Annotated in this window: 33 protein-coding genes; 1 reads left to right on the forward strand and 32 read right to left on the reverse strand. The window is 57.5% G+C overall.

The genetic code is table 11. From position 1 onward, the window contains the following. Positions 1–390 precede the first annotated feature (390 nt). Entirely contained in the window at positions 391–945 is a 555-nt protein-coding gene (locus tag HU737_RS19895; RefSeq protein WP_186557319.1) for a single-stranded DNA-binding protein, read from the reverse strand. 9 nt (positions 946–954) lie between these two features. Further along, a complete protein-coding gene (locus HU737_RS19900) occupies positions 955–2349 on the reverse strand; it encodes an MFS transporter (protein ID WP_186557318.1) in 1395 nt (464 codons plus the stop codon). A 129-nt stretch (positions 2350–2478) separates the two neighbouring features. Between HU737_RS19900 and uvrA the strand changes: the two genes are divergently transcribed. Next, positions 2479–5313 carry an excinuclease ABC subunit UvrA gene (gene uvrA, locus HU737_RS19905; RefSeq protein WP_186557317.1) on the forward strand — a complete coding sequence of 945 codons (2835 nt, stop codon included), beginning with the start codon at positions 2479–2481 and terminating at the stop codon, positions 5311–5313. Between the two features lie 60 nt (positions 5314–5373). Here the strand turns inward: uvrA and bfr are convergent, their stop codons facing one another. The 30 genes from bfr to rpsJ all read right to left on the reverse strand — a co-directional run bounded on the left by bfr (position 5374) and on the right by rpsJ (position 21301). After that, positions 5374–5838: a bacterioferritin gene (bfr, locus tag HU737_RS19910; protein WP_186557316.1), complete on the reverse strand. Its 465-nt coding sequence runs from the start codon at positions 5836–5838 to the stop codon at positions 5374–5376. Positions 5839–6000: 162 nt separating this feature from the next. Continuing rightward, the gene (locus HU737_RS19915; RefSeq protein WP_186557315.1) at positions 6001–7440 is read right to left on the reverse strand and encodes a catalase; all 1440 of its coding nucleotides are present in this window, start codon (positions 7438–7440) and stop codon (positions 6001–6003) included. A gap of 172 nt (positions 7441–7612) precedes the next feature. Continuing rightward, complete coding sequence (gene rplQ / locus HU737_RS19920; protein WP_003255451.1) at positions 7613–7999, reverse strand: 50S ribosomal protein L17; 387 nt, start codon at positions 7997–7999, stop codon at positions 7613–7615. Between the two features lie 42 nt (positions 8000–8041). After that, entirely contained in the window at positions 8042–9043 is a 1002-nt protein-coding gene (locus HU737_RS19925) for a DNA-directed RNA polymerase subunit alpha (RefSeq protein ID WP_003255452.1), read from the reverse strand. A gap of 22 nt (positions 9044–9065) precedes the next feature. Then, positions 9066–9686: a 30S ribosomal protein S4 gene (rpsD, locus tag HU737_RS19930; RefSeq protein ID WP_101322335.1), complete on the reverse strand. Its 621-nt coding sequence runs from the start codon at positions 9684–9686 to the stop codon at positions 9066–9068. A 15-nt stretch (positions 9687–9701) separates the two neighbouring features. After that, a complete protein-coding gene (gene rpsK / locus HU737_RS19935; RefSeq protein ID WP_003255454.1) occupies positions 9702–10091 on the reverse strand; it encodes a 30S ribosomal protein S11 in 390 nt (129 codons plus the stop codon). A gap of 18 nt (positions 10092–10109) precedes the next feature. Further along, on the reverse strand, positions 10110–10466 hold the full coding sequence (gene rpsM, locus HU737_RS19940; protein ID WP_012316515.1) for a 30S ribosomal protein S13: 357 nt from the start codon (positions 10464–10466) through the stop codon (positions 10110–10112). A gap of 131 nt (positions 10467–10597) precedes the next feature. Continuing rightward, positions 10598–10714, reverse strand: a complete 117-nt coding sequence (gene rpmJ / locus HU737_RS19945; protein WP_011531897.1) for a 50S ribosomal protein L36 — start codon at positions 10712–10714, stop codon at positions 10598–10600. Between the two features lie 28 nt (positions 10715–10742). After that, positions 10743–12074: a preprotein translocase subunit SecY gene (gene secY, locus HU737_RS19950; RefSeq protein ID WP_186557314.1), complete on the reverse strand. Its 1332-nt coding sequence runs from the start codon at positions 12072–12074 to the stop codon at positions 10743–10745. Then, positions 12075–12509 (reverse strand): 50S ribosomal protein L15, encoded by a 435-nt coding sequence (gene rplO / locus HU737_RS19955; protein ID WP_010220318.1) that lies wholly within the window; start codon positions 12507–12509, stop codon positions 12075–12077. A gap of 3 nt (positions 12510–12512) precedes the next feature. Beyond that, entirely contained in the window at positions 12513–12689 is a 177-nt protein-coding gene (gene rpmD, locus HU737_RS19960; protein WP_009397493.1) for a 50S ribosomal protein L30, read from the reverse strand. Positions 12690–12691: 2 nt separating this feature from the next. Then, a complete protein-coding gene (rpsE, locus tag HU737_RS19965) occupies positions 12692–13192 on the reverse strand; it encodes a 30S ribosomal protein S5 (RefSeq protein ID WP_003255465.1) in 501 nt (166 codons plus the stop codon). A gap of 3 nt (positions 13193–13195) precedes the next feature. Next, positions 13196–13546, reverse strand: coding sequence for a 50S ribosomal protein L18 (rplR, locus tag HU737_RS19970; RefSeq protein WP_011531893.1), 351 nt, complete (start codon positions 13544–13546; stop codon positions 13196–13198). 10 nt (positions 13547–13556) lie between these two features. Next, a complete protein-coding gene (gene rplF, locus HU737_RS19975; RefSeq protein WP_003255469.1) occupies positions 13557–14090 on the reverse strand; it encodes a 50S ribosomal protein L6 in 534 nt (177 codons plus the stop codon). Between the two features lie 12 nt (positions 14091–14102). Beyond that, on the reverse strand, positions 14103–14495 hold the full coding sequence (rpsH, locus tag HU737_RS19980; protein WP_119138195.1) for a 30S ribosomal protein S8: 393 nt from the start codon (positions 14493–14495) through the stop codon (positions 14103–14105). A gap of 209 nt (positions 14496–14704) precedes the next feature. After that, positions 14705–15010 (reverse strand): 30S ribosomal protein S14, encoded by a 306-nt coding sequence (rpsN, locus tag HU737_RS19985; protein ID WP_009397499.1) that lies wholly within the window; start codon positions 15008–15010, stop codon positions 14705–14707. Between the two features lie 13 nt (positions 15011–15023). Then, entirely contained in the window at positions 15024–15563 is a 540-nt protein-coding gene (gene rplE / locus HU737_RS19990) for a 50S ribosomal protein L5 (protein WP_186557313.1), read from the reverse strand. Positions 15564–15583: 20 nt separating this feature from the next. Further along, on the reverse strand, positions 15584–15898 hold the full coding sequence (gene rplX / locus HU737_RS19995) for a 50S ribosomal protein L24 (RefSeq protein WP_003255476.1): 315 nt from the start codon (positions 15896–15898) through the stop codon (positions 15584–15586). An 11-nt stretch (positions 15899–15909) separates the two neighbouring features. Further along, complete coding sequence (rplN, locus tag HU737_RS20000; RefSeq protein ID WP_008089810.1) at positions 15910–16278, reverse strand: 50S ribosomal protein L14; 369 nt, start codon at positions 16276–16278, stop codon at positions 15910–15912. Between the two features lie 23 nt (positions 16279–16301). Continuing rightward, complete coding sequence (gene rpsQ, locus HU737_RS20005; protein WP_003255478.1) at positions 16302–16568, reverse strand: 30S ribosomal protein S17; 267 nt, start codon at positions 16566–16568, stop codon at positions 16302–16304. A 2-nt stretch (positions 16569–16570) separates the two neighbouring features. Beyond that, on the reverse strand, positions 16571–16762 hold the full coding sequence (gene rpmC / locus HU737_RS20010) for a 50S ribosomal protein L29 (RefSeq protein ID WP_002555481.1): 192 nt from the start codon (positions 16760–16762) through the stop codon (positions 16571–16573). After that, positions 16762–17175, reverse strand: coding sequence for a 50S ribosomal protein L16 (gene rplP, locus HU737_RS20015; RefSeq protein WP_009397508.1), 414 nt, complete (start codon positions 17173–17175; stop codon positions 16762–16764). Before rplP ends, rpmC begins: the two co-directional genes overlap by 1 nt. Before the next feature lie 12 nt (positions 17176–17187). Then, positions 17188–17874 (reverse strand): 30S ribosomal protein S3, encoded by a 687-nt coding sequence (gene rpsC / locus HU737_RS20020; protein WP_003255481.1) that lies wholly within the window; start codon positions 17872–17874, stop codon positions 17188–17190. 13 nt (positions 17875–17887) lie between these two features. Then, positions 17888–18220 (reverse strand): 50S ribosomal protein L22, encoded by a 333-nt coding sequence (rplV, locus tag HU737_RS20025; protein WP_003103908.1) that lies wholly within the window; start codon positions 18218–18220, stop codon positions 17888–17890. Between the two features lie 11 nt (positions 18221–18231). Next, complete coding sequence (gene rpsS, locus HU737_RS20030) at positions 18232–18507, reverse strand: 30S ribosomal protein S19 (protein ID WP_119138201.1); 276 nt, start codon at positions 18505–18507, stop codon at positions 18232–18234. 16 nt (positions 18508–18523) lie between these two features. Continuing rightward, complete coding sequence (gene rplB / locus HU737_RS20035) at positions 18524–19348, reverse strand: 50S ribosomal protein L2 (protein ID WP_027915105.1); 825 nt, start codon at positions 19346–19348, stop codon at positions 18524–18526. A gap of 14 nt (positions 19349–19362) precedes the next feature. Continuing rightward, on the reverse strand, positions 19363–19662 hold the full coding sequence (gene rplW, locus HU737_RS20040; protein ID WP_010220306.1) for a 50S ribosomal protein L23: 300 nt from the start codon (positions 19660–19662) through the stop codon (positions 19363–19365). Beyond that, entirely contained in the window at positions 19659–20261 is a 603-nt protein-coding gene (rplD, locus tag HU737_RS20045; RefSeq protein ID WP_186557312.1) for a 50S ribosomal protein L4, read from the reverse strand. Before rplD ends, rplW begins: the two co-directional genes overlap by 4 nt. Before the next feature lie 12 nt (positions 20262–20273). After that, positions 20274–20909, reverse strand: a complete 636-nt coding sequence (gene rplC, locus HU737_RS20050; protein WP_054893562.1) for a 50S ribosomal protein L3 — start codon at positions 20907–20909, stop codon at positions 20274–20276. Between the two features lie 80 nt (positions 20910–20989). Next, on the reverse strand, positions 20990–21301 hold the full coding sequence (rpsJ, locus tag HU737_RS20055) for a 30S ribosomal protein S10 (RefSeq protein ID WP_003186070.1): 312 nt from the start codon (positions 21299–21301) through the stop codon (positions 20990–20992). Positions 21302–21366: the final 65 nt, after the last annotated feature.

Raw genomic sequence — 21366 nt, forward strand, 5'->3', positions numbered from 1 at the left:
ATGACTGGTCCCTGTATCGCCCTAGACAGTAATAGGGATTATGTCAAAAATCAAACATCTGCATGGGGGGAGGCCCTATAGCCAGCCTTACTCTTGCGCGAGCGCCCACCCAAAAAGGTAATTAACGGATTAGTTAGTGCCGTTGAAATAAGAGCAAGTACCAAAAGAACACTGTAGGAACTTTCAGACAATACTCCCACCTGAAGTCCTACACCACGCAACACTACTTCCTCAACCTATGTAATTCCCTCTTGAAATATTGCACCGTCCATAGCTCAACTCATCGAACACTGGCATTTCCCTCATGAATTTCGTCAGGGGCTCTTCGAGCCAAGAACGCCGCCCACAAAAAACCCCCGCATTGCGGGGGTTCGGTGACGGCAACGATTCTCAGAACGGAATATCGTCATCAAAGCTGTCGAAGTCAGCCGCCGGCTGCGGAGCGGGCTGCTGGGGCGCTGGGCGCTGCGGGGCCTGCTGTGGGCGAGGAGCCTGCTGACGCGGCGCCTGCTGGTTGTACTGTTGCTGCTGGCCACCTTGGTTGTAGTTGTTACCACCACCTTGGTTGTACTGGTCACCACCGCCCTGCTGCTGGTTCTGCGGGCGGCCGCCGAGCAGTTGCATGGTGCCCTGCATGTCGACGATGATTTCAGTGGTGTAGCGCTTGATGCCGTCTTTTTCCCACTCGCGGGTCTGCAGCTTGCCCTCGATGTAGACCTGGGAACCCTTGCGCAGGTATTCGCCGGCGATCTCGGCGACCTTGCCGAACATCGACACACGGTGCCATTCGGTACGCTCGACCTTCTGACCGGACTGCTTGTCGGTCCACTGCTCGCTGGTAGCCAGGCTCAGGTTGGTCACGGCGTTACCGTTGGGCAGGTAGCGGACTTCGGGATCCTGGCCGCAGGTGCCGACCAGAATGACTTTGTTAACCCCACGGGCCATAACGTTCTCCTAGGCTTCGCACGCCGAAGAGGCTGGGTTCACCAGGCGCTCGAGGGTCGTACGGTCCAAAATTTTCGTATCCAGTTTGATATAGATGGCGGCTTCTTCTGCCACCACCACGGCGTCGGTCACACCCGGCACTGCCATCAGGCGCTCGGTCAGCCCGGCTTCCCGGACTGCCTCAGGCGTCAGCGGCATACGCAGGCTGGTCACATAAGGCGGCTCGTTCATACTGAACGCAACGACCAGCCATACGGCACACAGCACTGCACAGCCCAAGAACACCATGCCCAGGCCACCGTGCTGGAACAACCAGCCACCGATGATTCCTCCCAAGGCGGCACCGAGGAACTGGCTGGTGGAGTAAACCCCCATTGCCGTTCCCTTGCCGCCGGCGGGCGACACCTTGCTGACCAGCGAAGGCAACGATGCCTCCAGCAGGTTGAAGGCAGTAAAGAATATCACGGTGCCGATCACCAGTCCGCGCAAACTGTCAGCCCACTGCCAGAAGAACACCTCGATCACCAGCAGGACACTGACCGCGCCAAGCAACACGCGTTTCATCTTGCGCTTTTTTTCGCCGTAGATGATGAACGGCACCATTGCAAAAAATGAAACCAGCAAGGCGGTCAGGTACACCCACCAGTGTTCTTCCTTGGGCAAGCCGCCGCGCTCGACGAACGCAAGCGGCAAGGCGACGAAGCTAGCCATGAGGATCGCATGCAGCACGAAGATACCCACGTCCAGGCGCAGAAGGTCCGGATGGCGCAGGGTCGGGCCGAGGGCCTGACGCGCCACGCCCGATTCGCGGTGCTGCAAAGCGCTGTGTGCGCTAGGCACGACGAAGGCCACCAGGGCGATGCCGATGACGGCAAGTCCTGCAGTGGCGAGGAACAATCCTGACAGGCCAAATGCCCGAGTCAGCAACGGCCCGACCACCATGGCCACCGCGAACGACAAGCCGATGCTCATGCCGATCATGGCCATGGCCTTGGTCCGGTGCTGTTCACGGGTCAGATCGGACAGCAGCGCCATGACCGCCGCGGAAATCGCTCCGGCGCCTTGTAGAACCCGCCCGGCGATCACGCCCCAGATCGAGTCGGCCTGCGCGGCCAGCACGCTGCCCAGGGCGAAGATCACCAGCCCCAGGTAGATCACCGGAAGACGCCCGATGCGGTCGGAAATCACCCCGAACGGAATTTGCAGCAGCGCCTGGGTCAGGCCATAGGCACCAATGGCCAGGCCGATCAGCGCAGGCGTGGCACCGGCCAGGTCCATGCCGTAGGTGGCAAGCACCGGCAGGACCATGAACATGCCCAGCATACGAAAGGCAAACACCAGGGCCAGGCCGCTGGCGGCGCGGGTCTCGCTACCACTCATGCGCTCGTTGTGGGTGTCGTGCATGGATTAACCTCGTGTGAACCGGCGGCGATTCTATCAGTCCGACGCCTTGACGGCATATACGCGACGCTTTGCCGCGTAATGGCAGCGCGCCGTATACTTCCTTGTTTATGCCCGCCGAGCGAGGCCGTAGTGGACAAGATCCTGATTCGTGGGGCACGTACCCACAACCTGAAGAACATCGACCTGACCCTACCTCGGGACAAGCTGATCGTGATCACCGGCCTGTCCGGTTCCGGCAAGTCGTCCCTGGCGTTCGACACACTCTACGCCGAGGGCCAGCGCCGCTACGTGGAATCGCTGTCGGCTTACGCCCGGCAATTCCTGTCGATGATGGAAAAGCCTGACGTCGACACCATCGAGGGCCTCTCCCCGGCCATCTCCATCGAGCAGAAATCGACCTCGCACAACCCGCGTTCGACGGTGGGCACCATCACCGAAATCTACGACTACCTGCGCTTGCTGTACGCCCGCGTGGGTACGCCGCGCTGCCCGGATCACGATATTCCGCTGGAGGCGCAAACGGTCAGCCAGATGGTCGACCTGGTGCTCGATCAACCAGAGGGCAGCAAGCTGATGCTGCTGGCGCCGGTGATTCGCGAGCGCAAGGGTGAGCACTTGGCGGTGTTCGACGAGCTGCGTGCGCAGGGTTTCGTCCGTGCCCGGGTCAACGGCAAGCTGTATGAGCTCGATGAGCTGCCCAAGCTCGACAAGCAAAAAAAGCACAGCATCGATGTAGTGGTAGACCGCTTCAAGGTGCGCAGCGACCTGCAGCAGCGCCTGGCCGAATCGTTCGAGACGGCACTGAAGCTGGCCGACGGTATCGCCCTTGTGGCGCCGATGGACGACGAGCCGGGTGAAGAGATGATCTTCTCCGCACGCTTCGCCTGCCCGATCTGTGGTCATGCCATCAGTGAGCTGGAACCCAAGCTGTTCTCCTTCAACAACCCGGCCGGCGCCTGCCCGACGTGCGATGGCCTGGGGGTCAAGCAGTACTTCGACACCAAGCGCCTGGTCAACACCGAGTTGACCCTGGCCGAGGGCGCCATCCGCGGCTGGGACCGGCGTAACGTGTACTACTTCCAGATGCTCGGCTCACTGGCCGCGCAGTACGGCTTCAGCCTGGAAGTACCGTTTGCCGAGCTGTCCGCCGACGACCAGAAAGTCATCCTGCACGGCAGCGGCAAGCAGAACGTCGACTTCAAGTACCTCAACGACCGTGGTGATATCGTCAAGCGTTCGCACCCGTTTGAAGGCATCGTGCCGAACCTTGAGCGGCGCTACCGCGAGACCGAGTCGGCGACTGTGCGCGAGGAGCTGGCGAAGTTTCTCGGTACCCAGCCTTGCCCTGACTGCCGCGGCACTCGTCTGCGCCGTGAAGCGCGGCACGTGTGGGTGGGCGAGAAAACCCTGCCGGCGGTTACCAACCTGCCGATCGGGGACGCCAGTGAGTATTTCAGCGACCTGACCCTGACCGGTCGACGCGGGGAGATCGCGGCGAAGATCCTCAAGGAAATCTGCGAGCGCCTGCAGTTCCTGGTCAACGTCGGCCTGGATTACCTGACCCTGGACCGCAGCGCCGAAACCCTGTCTGGCGGTGAGGCCCAGCGCATCCGCCTGGCCAGCCAGATCGGCGCCGGCCTGGTGGGGGTGATGTATATCCTCGACGAGCCGTCGATCGGCCTGCACCAGCGCGACAACGACCGTCTACTGGGCACCCTTAATCACCTGCGCGATCTGGGCAACACAGTGATTGTGGTCGAGCACGACGAGGACGCCATTCGCCTGGCCGACTATGTGGTCGACATCGGCCCGGGTGCCGGCGTGCATGGCGGGCAGATCGTTGCCGAGGGTACGCCTCAAGAGGTCATGGACCATCCTGACTCGCTGACCGGCAAGTATCTGTCTGGCCGCAAGAAGATTGCAGTCCCAGCCAAGCGCACACCGCGCAACAAAAAGCTCTCGCTCAAGCTCAAGGGCGCGCGTGGCAACAACCTGCAAAACGTCGACTTGGAGATTCCCATTGGCCTGCTGACCTGCGTGACCGGTGTTTCCGGCTCGGGCAAGTCGACGCTGATCAACAATACCCTGTTCCCGCTCGCGGCTAGCGCGCTCAACGGTGCTACCAGCCATGAAGCAGCGGCGCACAGCAGCATGGACGGCCTGCAGCACCTGGACAAGGTGGTCGATATCGACCAGAGCCCGATTGGCCGCACCCCACGCTCGAACCCTGCAACCTACACCGGTATCTTCACCCCGGTGCGCGAGCTGTTCGCTGGCGTGCCGGAGTCGCGTGCGCGGGGCTATGGCCCAGGGCGTTTCTCCTTCAACGTCAAGGGTGGCCGCTGCGAGGCGTGCCAGGGCGATGGCCTGATCAAGGTCGAGATGCACTTTTTGCCGGACATCTATGTGCCGTGCGATGTGTGCAAGAGCAAGCGCTACAACCGCGAGACCCTTGAGATCAAGTACAAGGGCAAGAACATCCACGAGGTGCTGGAAATGACCATCGAGGATGCCCGCGCGTTCTTCGACGCGGTGCCAGCACTGGCGCGCAAGCTGCAAACGCTGGTCGATGTGGGGCTTTCCTACATCAAGCTGGGGCAGTCGGCAACGACCCTTTCGGGTGGCGAAGCACAGCGGGTCAAGCTGTCACGCGAGCTGTCCAAGCGCGATACCGGCAAGACCTTGTACATCCTTGATGAGCCGACCACCGGCCTGCACTTTGCCGATATCCAGCAGTTGCTGGACGTCCTGCACCGCCTGCGTGACCACGGCAACACCGTGGTGGTGATCGAGCACAACCTGGACGTGATCAAGACGGCTGACTGGCTGGTGGACTTGGGGCCTGAGGGTGGCTCCAAGGGGGGGCAGATCATTGCCTCGGGTACACCGGAAGAACTGTCGAAGATGAAGCAGTCGTATACCGGGCATTACCTCAAGCCGCTGTTGGAGCGGGATCGGGCCTAAAGACGGGCAATAAAAAACCCTGCCACGCGAGTGACAGGGTTTTTTATTAGCTGAACACACTCACATCTGCGATTGCAGGTAGTTCTGCAGACCGATGGACTTGATCAGCCCCTGCTGTTTCTCCAGCCAGTAGGTGTGATCTTCTTCGGTATCGGCCAGCTGCGCGCGCAGGATATCGCGGCTGATATAGTCCTTGTGCAGCTCGCACAGCTCGATGCCTTTGCACAGGGCGGCACGTACCTTGTACTCCAGGCGCAGGTCGGCGGCGATCATCTCCGGCACGTTAGCGCCTACATCGAGATCGTCTGGACGCATGCGTGGCGTGCCTTCAAGCATGAGGATCCGACGCATCAGGGCATCAGCGTGCTGCGCCTCTTCTTCCATCTCGTGGTTGATACGCTCATAGAGCTTGCTCAAGCCCCAATCTTCGTACATCCGCGAGTGAATGAAATATTGGTCACGCGCCGCCAGTTCGCCCGTCAGCAACGTGTTGAGGTAATCGATTACGTCCGGGTGACCTTGCATCGCCCTGCTTCTCCCTGTGAAACATCAATACGACATAGTGTGAACCAGGAAGGTCGAGAGGTCACTGAAAAACGCGCAATAACATGTAAAAAAACCGGCAAACAGTAGTGATATTCATTGAAAAACCGCCCAAATGAGGGCGGTTCTACTTATCATTACGACTCAGGCGAGATTCACGCCCAATGCCTTGGCGATGCCTTCTGCATATGCTGGATCGGCCTTGAAGAAATGCTGTAGCTGACGCTGCACGACATCTTCGCTGACCCCCGCCATGGTTCCGGCAATATTGCTGATCAACAGTGCCTTCTGCTCAGCGTTCATCAAACGGAACAGCGCGCCTGCATGGCTGTAGTAATCGCCGTCCTCGCGGTGATCGTAACGATCGGCCGCGCCGTTGAGTGACAGGGCTGGCTCAGCGTGCTGAGGCGATTGCTTAGGTGCGTCGCCGTAGCTGTTGGGCTCGTAGTTCGGCGCACTGCCGTAAGCGCCGTAGGCCATGGCGCCGTCACGCTGATAGGTGTTGACCGGGCTACGCGGGGCGTTCACCGGCAAGTGCTGGTGGTTAGTGCCGACACGGTAGCGGTGAGCGTCGGCATATGCGAACACTCGGCCTTGCAGCATGCGATCCGGCGACAGCCCTACACCTGGAACCATGTTGCTTGGCCCGAAGGTCGCCTGCTCCACCTCAGCGAAGTAGTTGAGCGGATTGCGGTTGAGCTCCAGCACGCCAACTTCGATCAATGGATAGTCCTTCTGCGACCAGGTCTTGGTCACGTCGAAGGGGTTCTCCTGACGGTTGGCCGCTTCTTGCTCGCTCATCACCTGGATGCATACAGTCCAACGCGGATAGTCGCCGCGCTCGATCGCCTCGAACAGATCGCGCTGGGCGTAATCTGGATCAGTGCCTGCCAGACGCGCTGCCTCAGCCGGCGAGAGATTCTTGATGCCCTGTTGGGTCTTGTAGTGCCATTTGACCCAGGTGCGCTCGCCCTTCGCGTTGATCAGGCTGTAAGTGTGGCTGCCGAAGCCATGCATGTGGCGGTAACCGTCAGGTATGCCACGGTCGGAGAAGAGGATGGTGACCTGGTGCAGCGCCTCCGGTGAGTGCGACCAGAAATCCCACATCATCTGCGCGTTCTTCAGGTTGCTCTGCGGATGGCGTTTCTGCGTGTGGATAAAATCGGGGAACTTGAGTGGATCGCGAATGAAGAACACCGGGGTGTTATTGCCGACGATGTCCCAGTTGCCTTCCTCGGTGTAGAACTTCAGGGCAAAGCCACGCGGATCGCGCTCGGTATCCGCTGAGCCGCGCTCGCCACCCACGGTGGAGAAACGCAGGAATGTCTCAGTCTTCTTACCGACTGTGTCGAACAACTTGGCACTGGTGTATTGAGTGATATCGCGGGTGACCGTGAAGGTACCGTAAGCGCCCGAGCCCTTGGCGTGCACGCGGCGCTCAGGAATGTTCTCGCGGTTGAAGTGGGCGAGTTTCTCGATCAGATGGAAGTCGTCGAGCAACAGCGGGCCACGCGGGCCTGCCGAACGAGAATTCTGGTTATCAGCTACGGGTGCACCGCTGGCGGTGGTGAGAATCTTGCTCATGGGCTCTCCTTATCGATCTTCAATGGCCGGCTAATCGGCTTGCTAAGCAGTATCGGGGAGATATGTTGCAAGAACTAATTCATTGATCCAGTTAGATCGATAGAAATTAACAATAGAGACAGACACAAAAAACCGGGCACTAGGCCCGGTTCTTTGTAGCAGACAGAACGTCTTACTCGGCAGCTTCTACAGCACCACCGACTGGACGATCAACCAGCTCGACGTACGCCATAGGCGCGTTGTCGCCAGCGCGGAAACCGCACTTCAGGATACGCAGGTAGCCGCCTTGACGGGTGGCATAGCGCTTGCCCAGATCGTTGAACAGCTTGCCAACAGCGGATTTCGAACGGGTACGATCGAAAGCCAGACGACGGTTGGCGACGCTATCTTCCTTGGCCAGGGTGATCAGCGGCTCGGCAACGCGGCGCAGTTCCTTGGCTTTCGGCAGGGTGGTTTTGATCAGCTCGTGCTCGATCAACGACACTGCCATGTTCTGGAACATAGCCTTGCGGTGAGAGCTGGTACGGCTCAGGTGACGTCCACTTTTACGATGACGCATGATTCATTCCTTACCAAACACTACGTTCGGTGATTACGACGATCAGGCAGTCGCCTTGTCGTCCTTCTTAAGACTTGCAGGCGGCCAGTTGTCGAGGCGCATGCCGAGGGACAGACCACGGGAAGCCAGGACGTCCTTGATTTCAGTCAGGGACTTCTTGCCGAGGTTAGGAGTTTTCAACAGCTCTACTTCGGTACGCTGAATCAGGTCGCCGATGTAGTAGATGTTCTCCGCCTTCAGGCAGTTGGCCGAACGTACAGTCAGTTCCAGGTCGTCAACCGGACGCAGCAGGATCGGATCGATCTCGTCTTCCTGCTCGACCACAACCGGCTCACTGTCACCTTTGAGGTCGACGAACGCGGCCAGCTGCTGTTGCAGGATGGTCGCGGCACGACGGATAGCCTCTTCAGGATCCAGAGTACCGTTGGTTTCCAGATCAATGACCAGCTTGTCCAGGTTGGTACGCTGCTCAACACGGGCGTTTTCGACCACATAGGCGATACGACGCACCGGGCTGAAAGAGGCGTCCAGCTGAAGACGGCCAATGCTGCGGCTTTCATCTTCGTCAGTCTGACGAGAGTCGGCCGGCTCGTAACCGCGACCACGAGCTACAGTGAGCTTCATGTTCAAGGCGCCGTTGGACGCCAAGTTCGCGATTACGTGATCGGGGTTGACGATCTCGACATCGTGATCCAGCTGAATATCGGCAGCGGTAACCACCCCCGAACCCTTTTTCGACAAGGTCAGCGTAACTTCGTCACGACCGTGCAGCTTGATAGCCAGGCCTTTCAGGTTCAACAGGATTTCAATTACGTCTTCCTGTACACCTTCGATCGCGGAGTACTCATGGAGTACGCCGTCGATCTCGGCCTCGACTACTGCACAGCCAGGCATGGAGGACAACAGGATGCGGCGCAGCGCGTTGCCCAGGGTATGGCCGAAACCACGCTCGAGAGGCTCGAGCGTAATCTTGGCGCGGGTCGGACTGACGACCTGCACATCAATGTGGCGGGGCGTCAGGAACTCATTTACCGAAATCTGCATGGATGCACCTATTTTCTAGCCCTTACTTGGAGTAGAGCTCGACAATCAGGTTTTCGTTGATGTCGGCGGACAGATCGCTGCGAGCAGGAACGTTCTTGAAAACGCCCGACTTTTTAGCAGCATCCACGTCTACCCACTCAACGCGGCCACGCTGAGAGCACAGTTCAAGGGCTTGAACAATGCGCAGCTGGTTCAGCGACTTCTCACGAACCGAGACCACGTCACCCGGACGAACTTGGTAGGATGGAATGTTTACAGTCTTACCGTTGACGCTGATCGCTTTGTGCGAAACCAGCTGACGGGACTCGGAACGAGTCGAGCCGAAGCCCATACGGTAAACGACGTTATCCAGACGGCACTCGAGCAGTTGCAGCAGGTTCTCACCAGTTGCGCCTTTTTTCGAGGCAGCAGCTTGGTAGTAACCGCGGAACTGACGCTCCAGAACACCGTAGATACGACGGACTTTTTGTTTCTCGCGCAGCTGGGTACCGTAGTCGGACTGACGGCCACGGCGCTGGCCGTGGATACCTGGGGCTGCTTCGATGTTGCACTTCGATTCCAGAGCGCGAACGCCGCTCTTCAGGAACAGGTCAGTGCCTTCACGGCGAGACAGTTTGCATTTTGGACCAATGTAACGTGCCATTTATCTGTCTCCTGATTACACGCGACGCTTCTTCGGCGGACGGCACCCGTTATGCGGGATTGGCGTCACGTCGGTGATGCTGGCGATCTTGTAGCCGCAGCTGTTCAAAGCACGAACGGCGGACTCACGACCTGGACCTGGACCCTTGACGTTAACGTCGAGGTTCTTCAGACCGTATTCCAGCGCAGCTTGACCAGCACGCTCAGCAGCGATCTGAGCTGCGAACGGGGTGGATTTGCGCGAACCACGGAAACCCGAACCACCGGAGGTCGCCCAGGACAAAGCATTGCCCTGACGGTCGGTGATGGTCACGATGGTGTTGTTGAAAGACGCATGGATGTGGGCGATGCCATCAACCACTGTCTTTTTGACTTTCTTACGAGGACGAGCAGCAGGTTTTGCCATGTCTATATTCCTGGGCGATTACTTGCGGATCGGCTTACGCGGGCCCTTACGGGTGCGTGCGTTGGTCTTGGTGCGCTGACCGCGAACCGGCAGACCTTTACGATGGCGCAGACCGCGGTAGCAGCCCAGGTCCATCAAGCGTTTGATCTTCATGTTGACGTCACGACGCAGGTCACCTTCAGTGGTGAACTTCGCAACTTCGCCACGCAGGGTTTCGATTTGCTCGTCGCTCAGATCCTTGATCTTAGCGGCTGGGTTTACACCAGCGTCTGCACAGATCTTCTGTGCAGTTGTGCGACCGACACCATAGATGTAGGTCAGCGAGATAACAGTATGCTTGTTATCTGGAATGTTGACGCCTGCAATACGGGCCATTCAGTGGGACTCCAATTGACAGCTACCTACGCCCCGGAAGCCAAGAAATAGGGCGCGAGATAATATCGCTGTAGAAACAATTAATCAACCCAGCAGCGCACTAGCTGCTGGGCTTGTAGCGCGGATCACACTCAGCCTTGGCGCTGTTTGTGACGCGGTTCCGCGCTGCAAATTACTCGCACGATGCCTTCGCGGCGAATAATCTTGCAGTTACGGCACAGCTTTTTCACCGATGCACGAACTTTCATCACCAACTCCTCGAACCTTAGGGGTCTATCAGCGCAGCAGACTGCTGCCGCCATAGCCTTTCAGGTTGGCTTTCTTCATCAGGGATTCGTACTGGTGCGAAACGAGGTGCGATTGTACTTGGGACATGAAGTCCATCACAACCACTACCACAATCAGCAACGAGGTCCCGCCAAGGTAGAACGGCACATTTGCTGCCACCACCAGGAACTGGGGCAGAAGGCAGACGGCCATCATGTAAAGAGCACCGAACATGGTCAGACGGGTCAGAACGCCATCAATGTAGCGCGCCGACTGCTCACCAGGACGGATACCCGGAATAAAGGCACCGGACTTCTTCAGGTTTTCCGCTACGTCTTTCGGGTTGAACATCAGCGCTGTGTAGAAGAAGCAGAAGAAAATAATCCCTGCACTAAACAGCAGAATGTTCAACGGCTGACCAGGAGCGATCGACTGCGAGATGTCCTGCAGCCAGCCCATACCTTCGGACTGACCGAACCAGGCACCCAGCGAAGCCGGGAACAGCAGAATGCTGCTGGCGAAAATGGCCGGAATTACGCCCGCCATGTTCACCTTGAGCGGCAAGTGGCTGGTCTGCGCAGCGAAGACCTTGCGGCCCTGCTGACGCTTGGCGTAGTGAACGGCGATACGACGCTGACCACGCTCAATGAACACCACAAAACCGATAATCGCTACTGCCAGCAACCCGATTGCGACCAAGGCGAAAATGTTGATATCGCCTGTGCGTGCAGACTCGAAAGACTGCCCGATTGCTCTCGGAAGACCGGCAACGATACCTGCGAAGATCAACATCGAGATACCGTTGCCCACACCGCGCTCGGTGATCTGCTCGCCGAGCCACATCATGAACATCGCGCCCGCCACGAAGGTGGAGACCGCAACGACATGGAAGCCCAGACCCGCAGAAAACGCCACGCCCTGGTTAGCCAGGCCAATGGACATGCCAATGGCTTGAACCAGCGCCAGGATAACGGTGCCGTAGCGGGTGTACTGGCTGATCTTGCGACGGCCAGCTTCACCTTCCTTCTTCAACTGCTCCAGCTGTGGGCTGACAGCGGTCATGAGCTGCATGATGATCGATGCCGAAATGTACGGCATGATCCCCAGTGCAAAGATGCTCATGCGCTCCAGCGCACCACCGGAAAACATGTTGAACAAGCTAAGAATGGTCCCCTCATTCTGTCGAAACAGATCCGCCAAACGGTCCGGGTTAATACCGGGCACCGGGATGTGCGCACCTATCCGATAGACGATGATCGCCATGAACAGAAAGCGCAGACGAGCCCAGAGTTCCGACATCCCGCCCTTACCGAGCGAAGAGAGAGCACCTTGCTTAGCCATTTATTCCTCGAACTTGCCGCCAGCTGCTTCGATAGCCGCACGCGCACCTTTGGTGGCTGCGATACCCTTGATGGTGACTGCGCGAGTGACTTCGCCAGACAGCATGATTTTCACACGCTGTACGTTCTGGTTGATCACGTTGGCATCCTTCAAGGATTGCACGGTGACAACGTCGCCTTCCACTTTAGCCAGCTCGGACAGACGCACTTCGGCGCGATCCATGGCTTTCAGGGAAACGAAGCCGAACTTCGGCAGACGACGGTGCAGCGGTTGTTGACCGCCTTCGAAGCCCGGAGCGATGGTGCCACCGGAACGGGAGGTCTGACCTTTGTGACCACGGCCACCAGTCTTACCCAAACCGCTACCGATACCACGACCCGGACGATGCTTCTCGCGACGGGAACCCGGCGCTGGACTCAGATCATTGAGTTTCATCGATTAACCCTCGACGCGCAGCATGTAGTAAGCCTTGTTGATCATCCCGCGATTCTCGGGAGTATCTTGGACTTCTACAGTGTGACCGATGCGGCGCAGACCCAGACCCTTAACGCACAGTTTGTGGTTAGGGAGACGGCCGGCGGTGCTTTTGATCAGCGTTACTTTAACGGTAGCCATGATCAGAAGATCTCCTCGACGCTCTTGCCGCGCTTGGCAGCAATGGATTCAGGAGATTGCATGGCTTTCAGACCCTTGAAGGTGGCGTAAACCACGTTCACTGGGTTGGTCGAACCGTAGCACTTGGCCAGAACGTTCTGAACACCAGCAACTTCCAGGACAGCACGCATTGCGCCGCCAGCGATGATACCGGTACCTTCCGAGGCAGGCTGCATGTAAACCTTCGAGGCGCCGTGGGCGGCCTTGGTGGCGTACTGCAGGGTGGTGCCCTTCAGGTCAACCTGAATCATGTTGCGACGAGCAGCTTCCATGGCTTTTTGAATCGCAGCAGGTACTTCGCGCGATTTGCCACGGCCGAAACCAACGCGACCCTTGCCATCACCAACCACGGTCAACGCGGTGAAGGTGAAGATACGGCCGCCTTTAACGGTTTTGGCTACGCGGTTAACTTGAACCAGCTTCTCGATGTAGCCTTCGTCGCGCTTTTGATCGTTATTTGCCATAACTTAGAACTCCAGCCCGCCTTCACGAGCAGCATCAGCCAGCGCTTTGACGCGGCCATGGTACTTGAAGCCGGAACGGTCAAAGGCAACTTGAGATACACCGGCGGCTTTCGCACGCTCAGCTACCAGCTTGCCAACCTTAGTGGCCGCGTCGATGTTGCCGGTGGCGCCATCACGCAGTTCTTTGTCCAAGGTCGAGGCGCTTGCCAAAACCTTGCTGCCGTCGGCCGAGATGACCTGGGCATAAATGTGCTGCGAGGAGCGGAACACGCACAGACGCACGGCTTCGAGCTCGTGCATTTTCAGGCGTGCTTTGCGAGCGCGACGCAGTCGAGTAACTTTTTTGTCGGTCATTTGCTAGGCCCTACTTCTTCTTGGCTTCTTTACGACGGACTACTTCGTCCGCGTAACGCACACCTTTACCTTTGTAAGGCTCTGGCGGACGGAAGTCGCGGATTTCAGCGGCCACCTGACCTACCAGCTGCTTGTCGATACCCTTGATCAGGATGTCGGTCTGGCTAGGCGTTTCAGCGGTGATACCGGCTGGCAGTTCGTAGTCCACTGGGTGAGAGAAGCCCAGGGCCAGGTTCAGGACGGTGCCTTTAGCCTGTGCCTTGTAACCAACACCGACCAGCTGGAGCTTGCGCTCGAAGCCTTGGCTTACGCCTTGGACCATGTTGTTCACCAGAGCGCGGGTAGTACCGGCCATGGCGCGAGCTTGCTGGTCACCGTTGCGAGCGACAAAACGCAGCTCACCAGACTCTTCGGTAACTTCAACAGACGAGTGAACGTTCAGTTCGAGAGTGCCCTTGGCACCCTTCACCGAAAGCTGCTGACCGGCGAATTTGACTTCGACGCCAGATGGCAGCTTAACGGGGTTCTTAGCGACGCGAGACATGCTTATCCCCCCTTAGAACACTGTGCACAGAACTTCGCCACCAACACCGGCAGCACGTGCAGCACGATCAGTCATCACACCTTTGTTGGTGGAGACGATAGACACGCCCAGACCGCCACGAACTTTCGGCAGATCTGTAACGGCCTTGTACTGACGCAGGCCAGGACGGCTAGCGCGCTTCAGCTCTTCGATGACCGGACGGCCTTCGAAGTACTTCAGCTCGATCGACAGGGAGGGTTTGACTTCGCTGCTTACCTGATAGCCAGCGATGTAACCTTCGTCCTTCAGAACTTTGGCAACCGCTACCTTCAGAGTCGAAGAAGGCATGCTTACGACGGACTTTTCAGCCATCTGGGCATTACGGATGCGAGTTAGCATGTCCGCTAACGGGTCCTGCATACTCATGGGCTAGATGCTCCTGATACAAGAATTATTAGCCTTGCGGCTATCACAACCACCTGAGCGGACAGGTCAAAAAACCCAGGCTCAGGTGAGCCGGTCATTCTAGACACAAGCCAGAAACGAAACAAGCCCCATATAGGGGCTTGTTTCGTTGCGATGTCACCGGCGGTCGGAAGATTGCTCCCCTCGCGCCGGGATCACACCAACCGTGATTACCAGCTGGCCTTGACCAGACCTGGAACATCACCGCGCATTGCAGCCTGGCGCAGCATGTTACGGCCCAGACCGAACTTACGGTATACACCGTGAGGACGGCCGGTCAGGCGGCAACGGTTGCGCAGACGAGCGGCGCTGGCGTCGCGCGGCTGCTTCTGCAGTGCAACGACGGCGGCGAAACGCTCTTCAGGCGAAGCGTTCAGGTTGACGATGGTCGCTTTCAGCTCGGCACGCTTTTTGGCGTACTTGGCTACCGTGAGCTGACGCTTCAGCTCGCGGTTTTTCATGCTCTTCTTGGCCATTTTCCTACTCCAATCAGTTGCGGAACGGGAATTTGAAAGCACGCAGCAGGGCGCGACCTTCGTCATCCGAACGAGCAGTGGTGGTCAGGGTAATGTCCAGACCGCGCAGAGCATCGATCTTGTCGTAGTCGATTTCCGGGAAAATGATCTGCTCTTTCACGCCCATGCTGTAGTTGCCACGACCATCGAAGGACTTGGCATTCAGGCCGCGGAAGTCGCGAACCCGAGGCAGGGAGATCGCCAGCAGGCGGTCCAGGAACTCGTACATACGGTCACGGCGCAGAGTAACTTTAACGCCGATCGGCCAACCTTCACGAACCTTGAAACCCGCAATCGACTTGCGAGCGAAAGTCACAACGGCTTTTTGGCCGGTGATCTTTTCCAGGTCGGCAACGGCGTTTTCGATGACTTTCTTGTCACCGACCGCTTCGCCCAGACCCATGTTCAGGGTGATCTTGGTTACGCGAGGAACTTCCATCACGTTCGCGAGCTTAAGTTCTTCCTTAAGCTTGGGAGCGATTTCGTTCCGGTAAATCTCTTTGAGTCGTGCCATTGTCTTCTACCTAGCAGTGTTCAAGCATCAACCGCTTTCTGGGTCGACTTGAAGACACGAATTTTCTTGCCGTCTTCAACCTTGAAGCCAACGCGGTCAGCCTTGTTGGTTTCACCATTGAAAATGGCAACGTTGGAAGCGTGCAGAGGCGCTTCTTTCTCGACGATACCGCCCTGTACGCCCGCCATCGGGTTAGGCTTGGTATGACGCTTGACCAGGTTCACGCCACCGATGACCAGACGGTCATCAGCGAGAACCTTCAGCACCTTACCGCGCTTACCTTTGTCTTTGCCGGCGATCACGATGATCTCGTCGTCACGACGAATCTTTTGCATGTCGGATCTCCTTAGAGCACTTCAGGGGCGAGCGAGACGATCTTCATGAACTTCTCAGTACGAAGTTCACGGGTCACTGGCCCGAAGATGCGAGTGCCGATCGGCTCTTGCTTGGTGTTCAGCAGAACAGCAGCGTTGCCGTCGAAACGAATGATGGAACCGTCAGCGCGACGTACACCGTGACGGGTACGGACGACAACAGCGGTCATCACCTGGCCTTTTTTGACCTTACCGCGCGGAATTGCTTCCTTGACGGTTACTTTGATGATGTCACCGATACCGGCGTAACGACGGTGGGAACCGCCGAGCACCTTGATGCACATGACGCGACGAGCGCCGCTGTTATCGGCCACATCGAGCATGGATTGAGTCTGAATCATAAAATTTCTCCGACCCTTAGCCCTTAGACTTCAACAGCGCGTTCGAGGACTTCAACCAGTGCCCAGGACTTAGTCTTGGCCAGCGGACGGGTTTCGCGAATGGAAACCTTGTCGCCGATTTTGCACTGGTTGGCTTCGTCGTGCGCGTGCAGCTTAGTCGAACGCTTAACGTATTTACCGTAGATCGGGTGCTTTACGCGACGCTCGATCAGAACGGTGATGGTCTTGTCCATTTTGTCGCTGACGACACGGCCAGTCAGCGTACGGACGGTTTTTTCAGCTTCAGCCATGATCACTTACCTGCCTGCTGGTTGAGCACAGTTTTCACGCGAGCGATGTCACGCTTAACTTGCGAGAGCAGGTGCGACTGCCCCAACTGGCCAGTTGCTTTCTGCATACGCAGATTGAACTGGTCGCGCAGCAGGCCGAGCAGTTGCTCGTTCAGCTGCTGTGCCGATTTTTCACGAAGTTCATTCGCTTTCATCACATCACCGTCCGCTTAACAAAGGAGGTGGCGAGAGGCAGCTTTGCAGCAGCCAGGGCGAAAGCTTCGCGCGCCAGCTCTTCAGAAACACCCTCGATCTCGTACAGGACTTTGCCTGGCTGGATCTGGGCAACCCAGTATTCCACGGAACCCTTACCTTTACCCATCCGCACTTCGAGAGGCTTCTTGGTGACCGGCTTGTCCGGGAACACACGGATCCAGATCTTACCGCCACGTTTTACGTGACGGGTCAGGGCACGACGTGCCGACTCGATCTGGCGAGCGGTGAGGCGACCGCGGGCGACAGCTTTCAGGGCGAACTCGCCGAAGCTGACCTTGCTACCGCGCAGTGCCAGACCACGGTTGTGGCCGGTCATCTGCTTGCGGAATTTTGTACGCTTTGGTTGCAACATTTGGCGTACCCCTTACTTAGCAGCTTTTTTACGAGGCGCTGGTGCTTGAGGCTTCAGCTCTTCTTGGCGACCACCAATTACTTCGCCTTTGAAGATCCAAACCTTCACACCGATCACACCGTAAGTGGTGTGAGCTTCGTAGGTGTTGTAGTCGATATCGGCACGCAGGGTGTGCAGAGGCACACGACCTTCGCGATACCACTCGGTACGAGCAATCTCAGCGCCGCCGAGACGACCGCTCACCTGGATCTTGATGCCCTTGGCACCAATACGCATGGCGTTCTGTACGGCGCGCTTCATGGCGCGACGGAACATTACGCGGCGTTCCAGCTGCTGAGCTACGCTTTGCGCAACCAGCATAGCGTCGAGTTCCGGCTTGCGGATCTCTTCGATGTTGATGTGCACAGGCACACCCATCTGCTTGGTCAGGTCCTGACGCAGCTTCTCAACGTCCTCACCTTTCTTCCCGATAACGATACCTGGACGAGCGGTGTGGATGGTGATGCGTGCAGTTTGAGCCGGACGATGAATATCGATACGGCTTACGGACGCGCTTTTTAGTTTGTCTTGGAGGTACTCACGCGTTTTCAGATCCTTCAACAGGTAATCTGCGTAAGTAGCACCGTCTGCGTACCAGACGGAGGTGTGCTCCTTGACGATTCCCAGGCGAATGCCAGTGGGATGTACTTTCTGACCCATCTGATCGACTCCGTTACTTGTCCGCAACCTTGACAGTGATATGGCAAGACCGCTTGACGATGCGATCAGCGCGGCCTTTGGCACGCGGCATGATGCGCTTCAGCGAACGCCCTTCGTTGACGAAGACGGTGGAGACCTTCAGGTCATCAACGTCTGCGCCTTCGTTGTGTTCGGCGTTGGCAACGGCCGACTCGAGGACTTTCTTCATGATTTCAGCGGCTTTTTTGCTGCTGAAGGCCAACAGGTTGAGCGCTTCGCCCACCTTCTTCCCGCGGATCTGGTCGGCGACCAAGCGGGCTTTCTGGGCGGAGATTCGAGCGCCCGACAACTTAGCGGCTACTTCCATTTCCTAACCCCTTAACGCTTGGCTTTCTTGTCAGCCACGTGCCCGCGATAGGTGCGGGTACCGGCGAACTCGCCCAGTTTGTGGCCGACCATGTCTTCGTTCACGAGAACTGGGACATGTTGACGACCGTTGTGTACCGCGATGGTCAGACCGACCATTTGTGGCAGGATCATCGAACGGCGCGACCAGGTTTTAACTGGCTTGCGATCGTTCTTCTCCGTCGCCACTTCGATCTTCTTCAGTAGGTGAAGATCGATAAAAGGACCTTTTTTCAGAGAACGTGGCACTGTCGTATCCCTCTATTTACTTGCGACGACGGACGATCATGTTGTCGGTACGCTTATTACCACGAGTCTTCGCACCCTTGGTTGGGAAGCCCCATGGCGATACCGGATGACGACCACCGGAGGTACGACCTTCACCACCACCATGCGGGTGGTCAACCGGGTTCATGGCAACACCACGAACGGTTGGGCGAACGCCACGCCAGCGTTTGGCACCAGCTTTACCCAGCGAACGCAGGCTGTGCTCGGAGTTCGAGACTTCGCCCAGGGTCGCACGGCACTCAGCCAGGACTTTACGCATTTCACCAGAGCGCAGACGCAGGGTCACGTAGACACCTTCGCGAGCGATCAGCTGAGCCGAAGCACCAGCGGAACGAGCGATCTGTGCACCTTTACCCGGCTTCAGTTCGATGCCGTGAATGGTGCTACCTACTGGGATGTTGCGCAGCTGCAGGGAGTTACCGGCCTTGATTGGGGCCAGGGCACCTGCGATCAGCTGGTCGCCAGCGCTCACGCCTTTAGGGGCGATGATGTAGCGACGCTCACCGTCTGCGTAGCACAGCAGGGCGATGTGAGCAGTACGGTTTGGATCGTATTCGATACGCTCGACAGTGGCTGGAATGCCATCTTTGTCGTTGCGACGGAAGTCGACCAGACGGTAATGCTGCTTATGACCACCACCAACGTGACGAGTGGTAATGCGGCCATTGTTGTTACGACCACCAGACTTCGATTTCTTCTCGAGCAGCGGTGCGTGAGGAGCGCCTTTGTGCAGCTCCTTGTTGACCACCTTGACCACGAAACGGCGGCCAGGGGAAGTCGGTTTGCATTTAACGATTGCCATGATGCACCCCTTCCTTACTCAGCACTGCTGCTGAAATCGAGATCTTGGCCTGGCTGAAGGGAGACGATCGCCTTCTTCCAGTCATTGCGCTTGCCCAGACCACGTGCGGTACGCTTGGTTTTACCCAGAACGTTAACAGTCGACACGTTTTCGACTTTTACGCCGAACAGGCCTTCGACAGCTTTCTTGATTTCCAGCTTGGTTGCGTCAGTAGCAACCTTGAATACGAACTGGCCTTTCTTCTCAGCCAGAACGGTAGCCTTCTCGGAAACGTGCGGGCCAAGGAGGACTTTAAATACGCGTTCCTGGTTCATCCCAGCAGCTCCTCGAATTTCTTCACGGCCGAGACAGTGATCAACACTTTCTCGTATGCGATCAGACTGACCGGATCGGAACCTTGAACGTCACGTACGTCGACGTGCGGCAGGTTACGTGCAGCCAGGTACAGGTTCTGATCAACAGCGTCCGAAACGATCAGTACATCGCTCAGACCCATGCCGTTCAGCTTGTTCAGCAGGTCTTTGGTTTTTGGAGCTTCGACAGCGAAGTCCTGAACCACGACCAGACGGTCGCTACGCACCAGCTCAGCGAGGATGGAACGCATTGCTGCGCGGTACATCTTCTTGTTGAGCTTCTGCGAGTGATCCTGAGGACGAGCTGCGAAGGTAACACCACCGCCACGCCAGATTGGACCACGAGTAGTACCAGCACGAGCACGGCCAGTACCCTTCTGACGCCATGGGCGCTTACCGCCACCAGCCACGTCGGAACGGGTCTTCTGCTGCTTGGTGCCCTGACGGCCGCCGGCCATGTAGGCCACGACTGCTTGGTGTACCAGCGTCTCGTTGAATTCGCCACCGAAAGTCAGTTCGGAAACTTCGATCGCCTGAGCGTCATTTACATTAAGTTGCATGTCAGTTTCCCCTTAACCGCGAGCCTTGACAGCTGGACGTACAACCACGTCGCCGCCAGTAGCGCCAGGAACGGCACCCTTGATCAGCAGCAGGTTGCGTTCAGCGTCTACGCGAACTACTTCCAGGGACTGCACAGTAACGCGCTCGGCGCCCATGTGACCGGACATTTTCTTGCCCTTGAACACACGACCAGGAGTCTGGCACTGGCCGATGGAACCCGGAACACGGTGCGATACGGAGTTACCGTGGGTGTTATCTTGACCACGGAAATTCCAGCGCTTGATGGTACCGGCGAAGCCTTTACCTTTGGACTGACCGGTTACGTCTACCAGCTGGCCTGCAGTGAAGAGTTCAGCTTTGATCAGATCGCCAGCCTGGAAATCGCCTTCTTCAAGACGGAACTCCCAAACACCGCGACCAGCGGCAACGTTCGCTTTAGCGAAGTGACCCGCTTGAGCAGCAGTCACACGCGAAGCACGACGCTCGCCGACAGTGACTTGCACTGCACGGTAGCCATCGGTTTCTTCGGTTTTGAACTGGGTGACGCGATTCGGCTCGATCTCAATGACCGTGACCGGAATGGAGACACCTTCTTCGGTGAAAATACGGGTCATACCGCATTTACGACCGACTACACCAATAGTCATGTTGTAAACCTCATGAGTGTACGGGGCTTTCACCCGCTATGGCCGCCCATTTCAGAGCGTTACACGACCAGACCGAAGTCTTAGCCGAGGCTGATCTGCACTTCCACGCCTGCCGCGAGATCGAGCTTCATCAGCGCATCAACGGTTTTATCCGTTGGCTGGACGATGTCCAGAACGCGCTTATGAGTACGGATCTCGTACTGGTCACGCGCGTCTTTGTTGACGTGCGGGGAGACCAGAACGGTGAACCGCTCTTTGCGGGTAGGCAGTGGAATTGGACCACGCACTTGTGCACCAGTACGTTTCGCGGTTTCCACGATTTCCTGGGTGGATTGGTCGATCAGGCGATGGTCGAAAGCCTTCAACCTGATTCGGATTTGCTGATTTTGCATTGGATTTCAGACTCCAGGCTGTTCCCAACGGACGCACTACGCCCGCTAAAAGGAGGCGTGATTCT

It is taken from the genome of Pseudomonas urmiensis (assembly GCF_014268815.2).
Lineage (GTDB): Bacteria > Pseudomonadota > Gammaproteobacteria > Pseudomonadales > Pseudomonadaceae > Aquipseudomonas > Aquipseudomonas urmiensis.

Bases quoted from the DNA above. Each gene is read 5' to 3' on its own strand.
- HU737_RS19915 (WP_186557315.1), bottom strand. From the start codon at position 7,440: ATGAGCAAGATTCTCACCACCGCCAGCGGTGCACCCGTAGCTGATAAC.
- rplR (WP_011531893.1), bottom strand. From the start codon at position 13,546: ATGACCGACAAAAAAGTTACTCGACTGCGTCGCGCTCGCAAAGCACGC.
- rpsE (WP_003255465.1), bottom strand. From the start codon at position 13,192: ATGGCAAATAACGATCAAAAGCGCGACGAAGGCTACATCGAGAAGCTG.
- secY (WP_186557314.1), bottom strand. From the start codon at position 12,074: ATGGCTAAGCAAGGTGCTCTCTCTTCGCTCGGTAAGGGCGGGATGTCG.
- HU737_RS19895 (WP_186557319.1), bottom strand. From the start codon at position 945: ATGGCCCGTGGGGTTAACAAAGTCATTCTGGTCGGCACCTGCGGCCAG.
- rplO (WP_010220318.1), bottom strand. From the start codon at position 12,509: ATGAAACTCAATGATCTGAGTCCAGCGCCGGGTTCCCGTCGCGAGAAG.
- rpsH (WP_119138195.1), bottom strand. From the start codon at position 14,495: ATGAGTATGCAGGACCCGTTAGCGGACATGCTAACTCGCATCCGTAAT.
- bfr (WP_186557316.1), bottom strand. From the start codon at position 5,838: ATGCAAGGTCACCCGGACGTAATCGATTACCTCAACACGTTGCTGACG.
- rplQ (WP_003255451.1), bottom strand. From the start codon at position 7,999: ATGCGTCATCGTAAAAGTGGACGTCACCTGAGCCGTACCAGCTCTCAC.
- rpmC (WP_002555481.1), bottom strand. From the start codon at position 16,762: ATGAAAGCGAATGAACTTCGTGAAAAATCGGCACAGCAGCTGAACGAG.
- rplP (WP_009397508.1), bottom strand. From the start codon at position 17,175: ATGTTGCAACCAAAGCGTACAAAATTCCGCAAGCAGATGACCGGCCAC.
- HU737_RS19925 (WP_003255452.1), bottom strand. From the start codon at position 9,043: ATGCAGATTTCGGTAAATGAGTTCCTGACGCCCCGCCACATTGATGTG.
- rpsD (WP_101322335.1), bottom strand. From the start codon at position 9,686: ATGGCACGTTACATTGGTCCAAAATGCAAACTGTCTCGCCGTGAAGGC.
- rpsN (WP_009397499.1), bottom strand. From the start codon at position 15,010: ATGGCCAAGAAGAGCATGAAAAACCGCGAGCTGAAGCGTCAGCTCACG.
- rpsC (WP_003255481.1), bottom strand. From the start codon at position 17,874: ATGGGTCAGAAAGTACATCCCACTGGCATTCGCCTGGGAATCGTCAAG.
- rpmD (WP_009397493.1), bottom strand. From the start codon at position 12,689: ATGGCTACCGTTAAAGTAACGCTGATCAAAAGCACCGCCGGCCGTCTC.
- rpsJ (WP_003186070.1), bottom strand. From the start codon at position 21,301: ATGCAAAATCAGCAAATCCGAATCAGGTTGAAGGCTTTCGACCATCGC.
- rpmJ (WP_011531897.1), bottom strand. From the start codon at position 10,714: ATGAAAGTTCGTGCATCGGTGAAAAAGCTGTGCCGTAACTGCAAGATT.
- rplF (WP_003255469.1), bottom strand. From the start codon at position 14,090: ATGTCTCGCGTCGCTAAGAACCCCGTTAAGCTGCCATCTGGCGTCGAA.
- rplW (WP_010220306.1), bottom strand. From the start codon at position 19,662: ATGAACCAGGAACGCGTATTTAAAGTCCTCCTTGGCCCGCACGTTTCC.
- rpsQ (WP_003255478.1), bottom strand. From the start codon at position 16,568: ATGGCTGAAGCTGAAAAAACCGTCCGTACGCTGACTGGCCGTGTCGTC.
- rplE (WP_186557313.1), bottom strand. From the start codon at position 15,563: ATGGCACGACTCAAAGAGATTTACCGGAACGAAATCGCTCCCAAGCTT.
- rplV (WP_003103908.1), bottom strand. From the start codon at position 18,220: ATGGAAGTAGCCGCTAAGTTGTCGGGCGCTCGAATCTCCGCCCAGAAA.
- rpsK (WP_003255454.1), bottom strand. From the start codon at position 10,091: ATGGCAAAACCTGCTGCTCGTCCTCGTAAGAAAGTCAAAAAGACAGTG.
- HU737_RS19900 (WP_186557318.1), bottom strand. From the start codon at position 2,349: ATGCACGACACCCACAACGAGCGCATGAGTGGTAGCGAGACCCGCGCC.
- rplB (WP_027915105.1), bottom strand. From the start codon at position 19,348: ATGGCAATCGTTAAATGCAAACCGACTTCCCCTGGCCGCCGTTTCGTG.
- rpsM (WP_012316515.1), bottom strand. From the start codon at position 10,466: ATGGCCCGTATTGCAGGCGTCAACATTCCAGATAACAAGCATACTGTT.
- rplC (WP_054893562.1), bottom strand. From the start codon at position 20,909: ATGACTATTGGTGTAGTCGGTCGTAAATGCGGTATGACCCGTATTTTC.
- rplN (WP_008089810.1), bottom strand. From the start codon at position 16,278: ATGATTCAGACTCAATCCATGCTCGATGTGGCCGATAACAGCGGCGCT.
- rplX (WP_003255476.1), bottom strand. From the start codon at position 15,898: ATGCAAAAGATTCGTCGTGACGACGAGATCATCGTGATCGCCGGCAAA.
- rplD (WP_186557312.1), bottom strand. From the start codon at position 20,261: ATGCAACTTAATGTAAATGACGCTCAGGCGATCGAAGTTTCCGAACTG.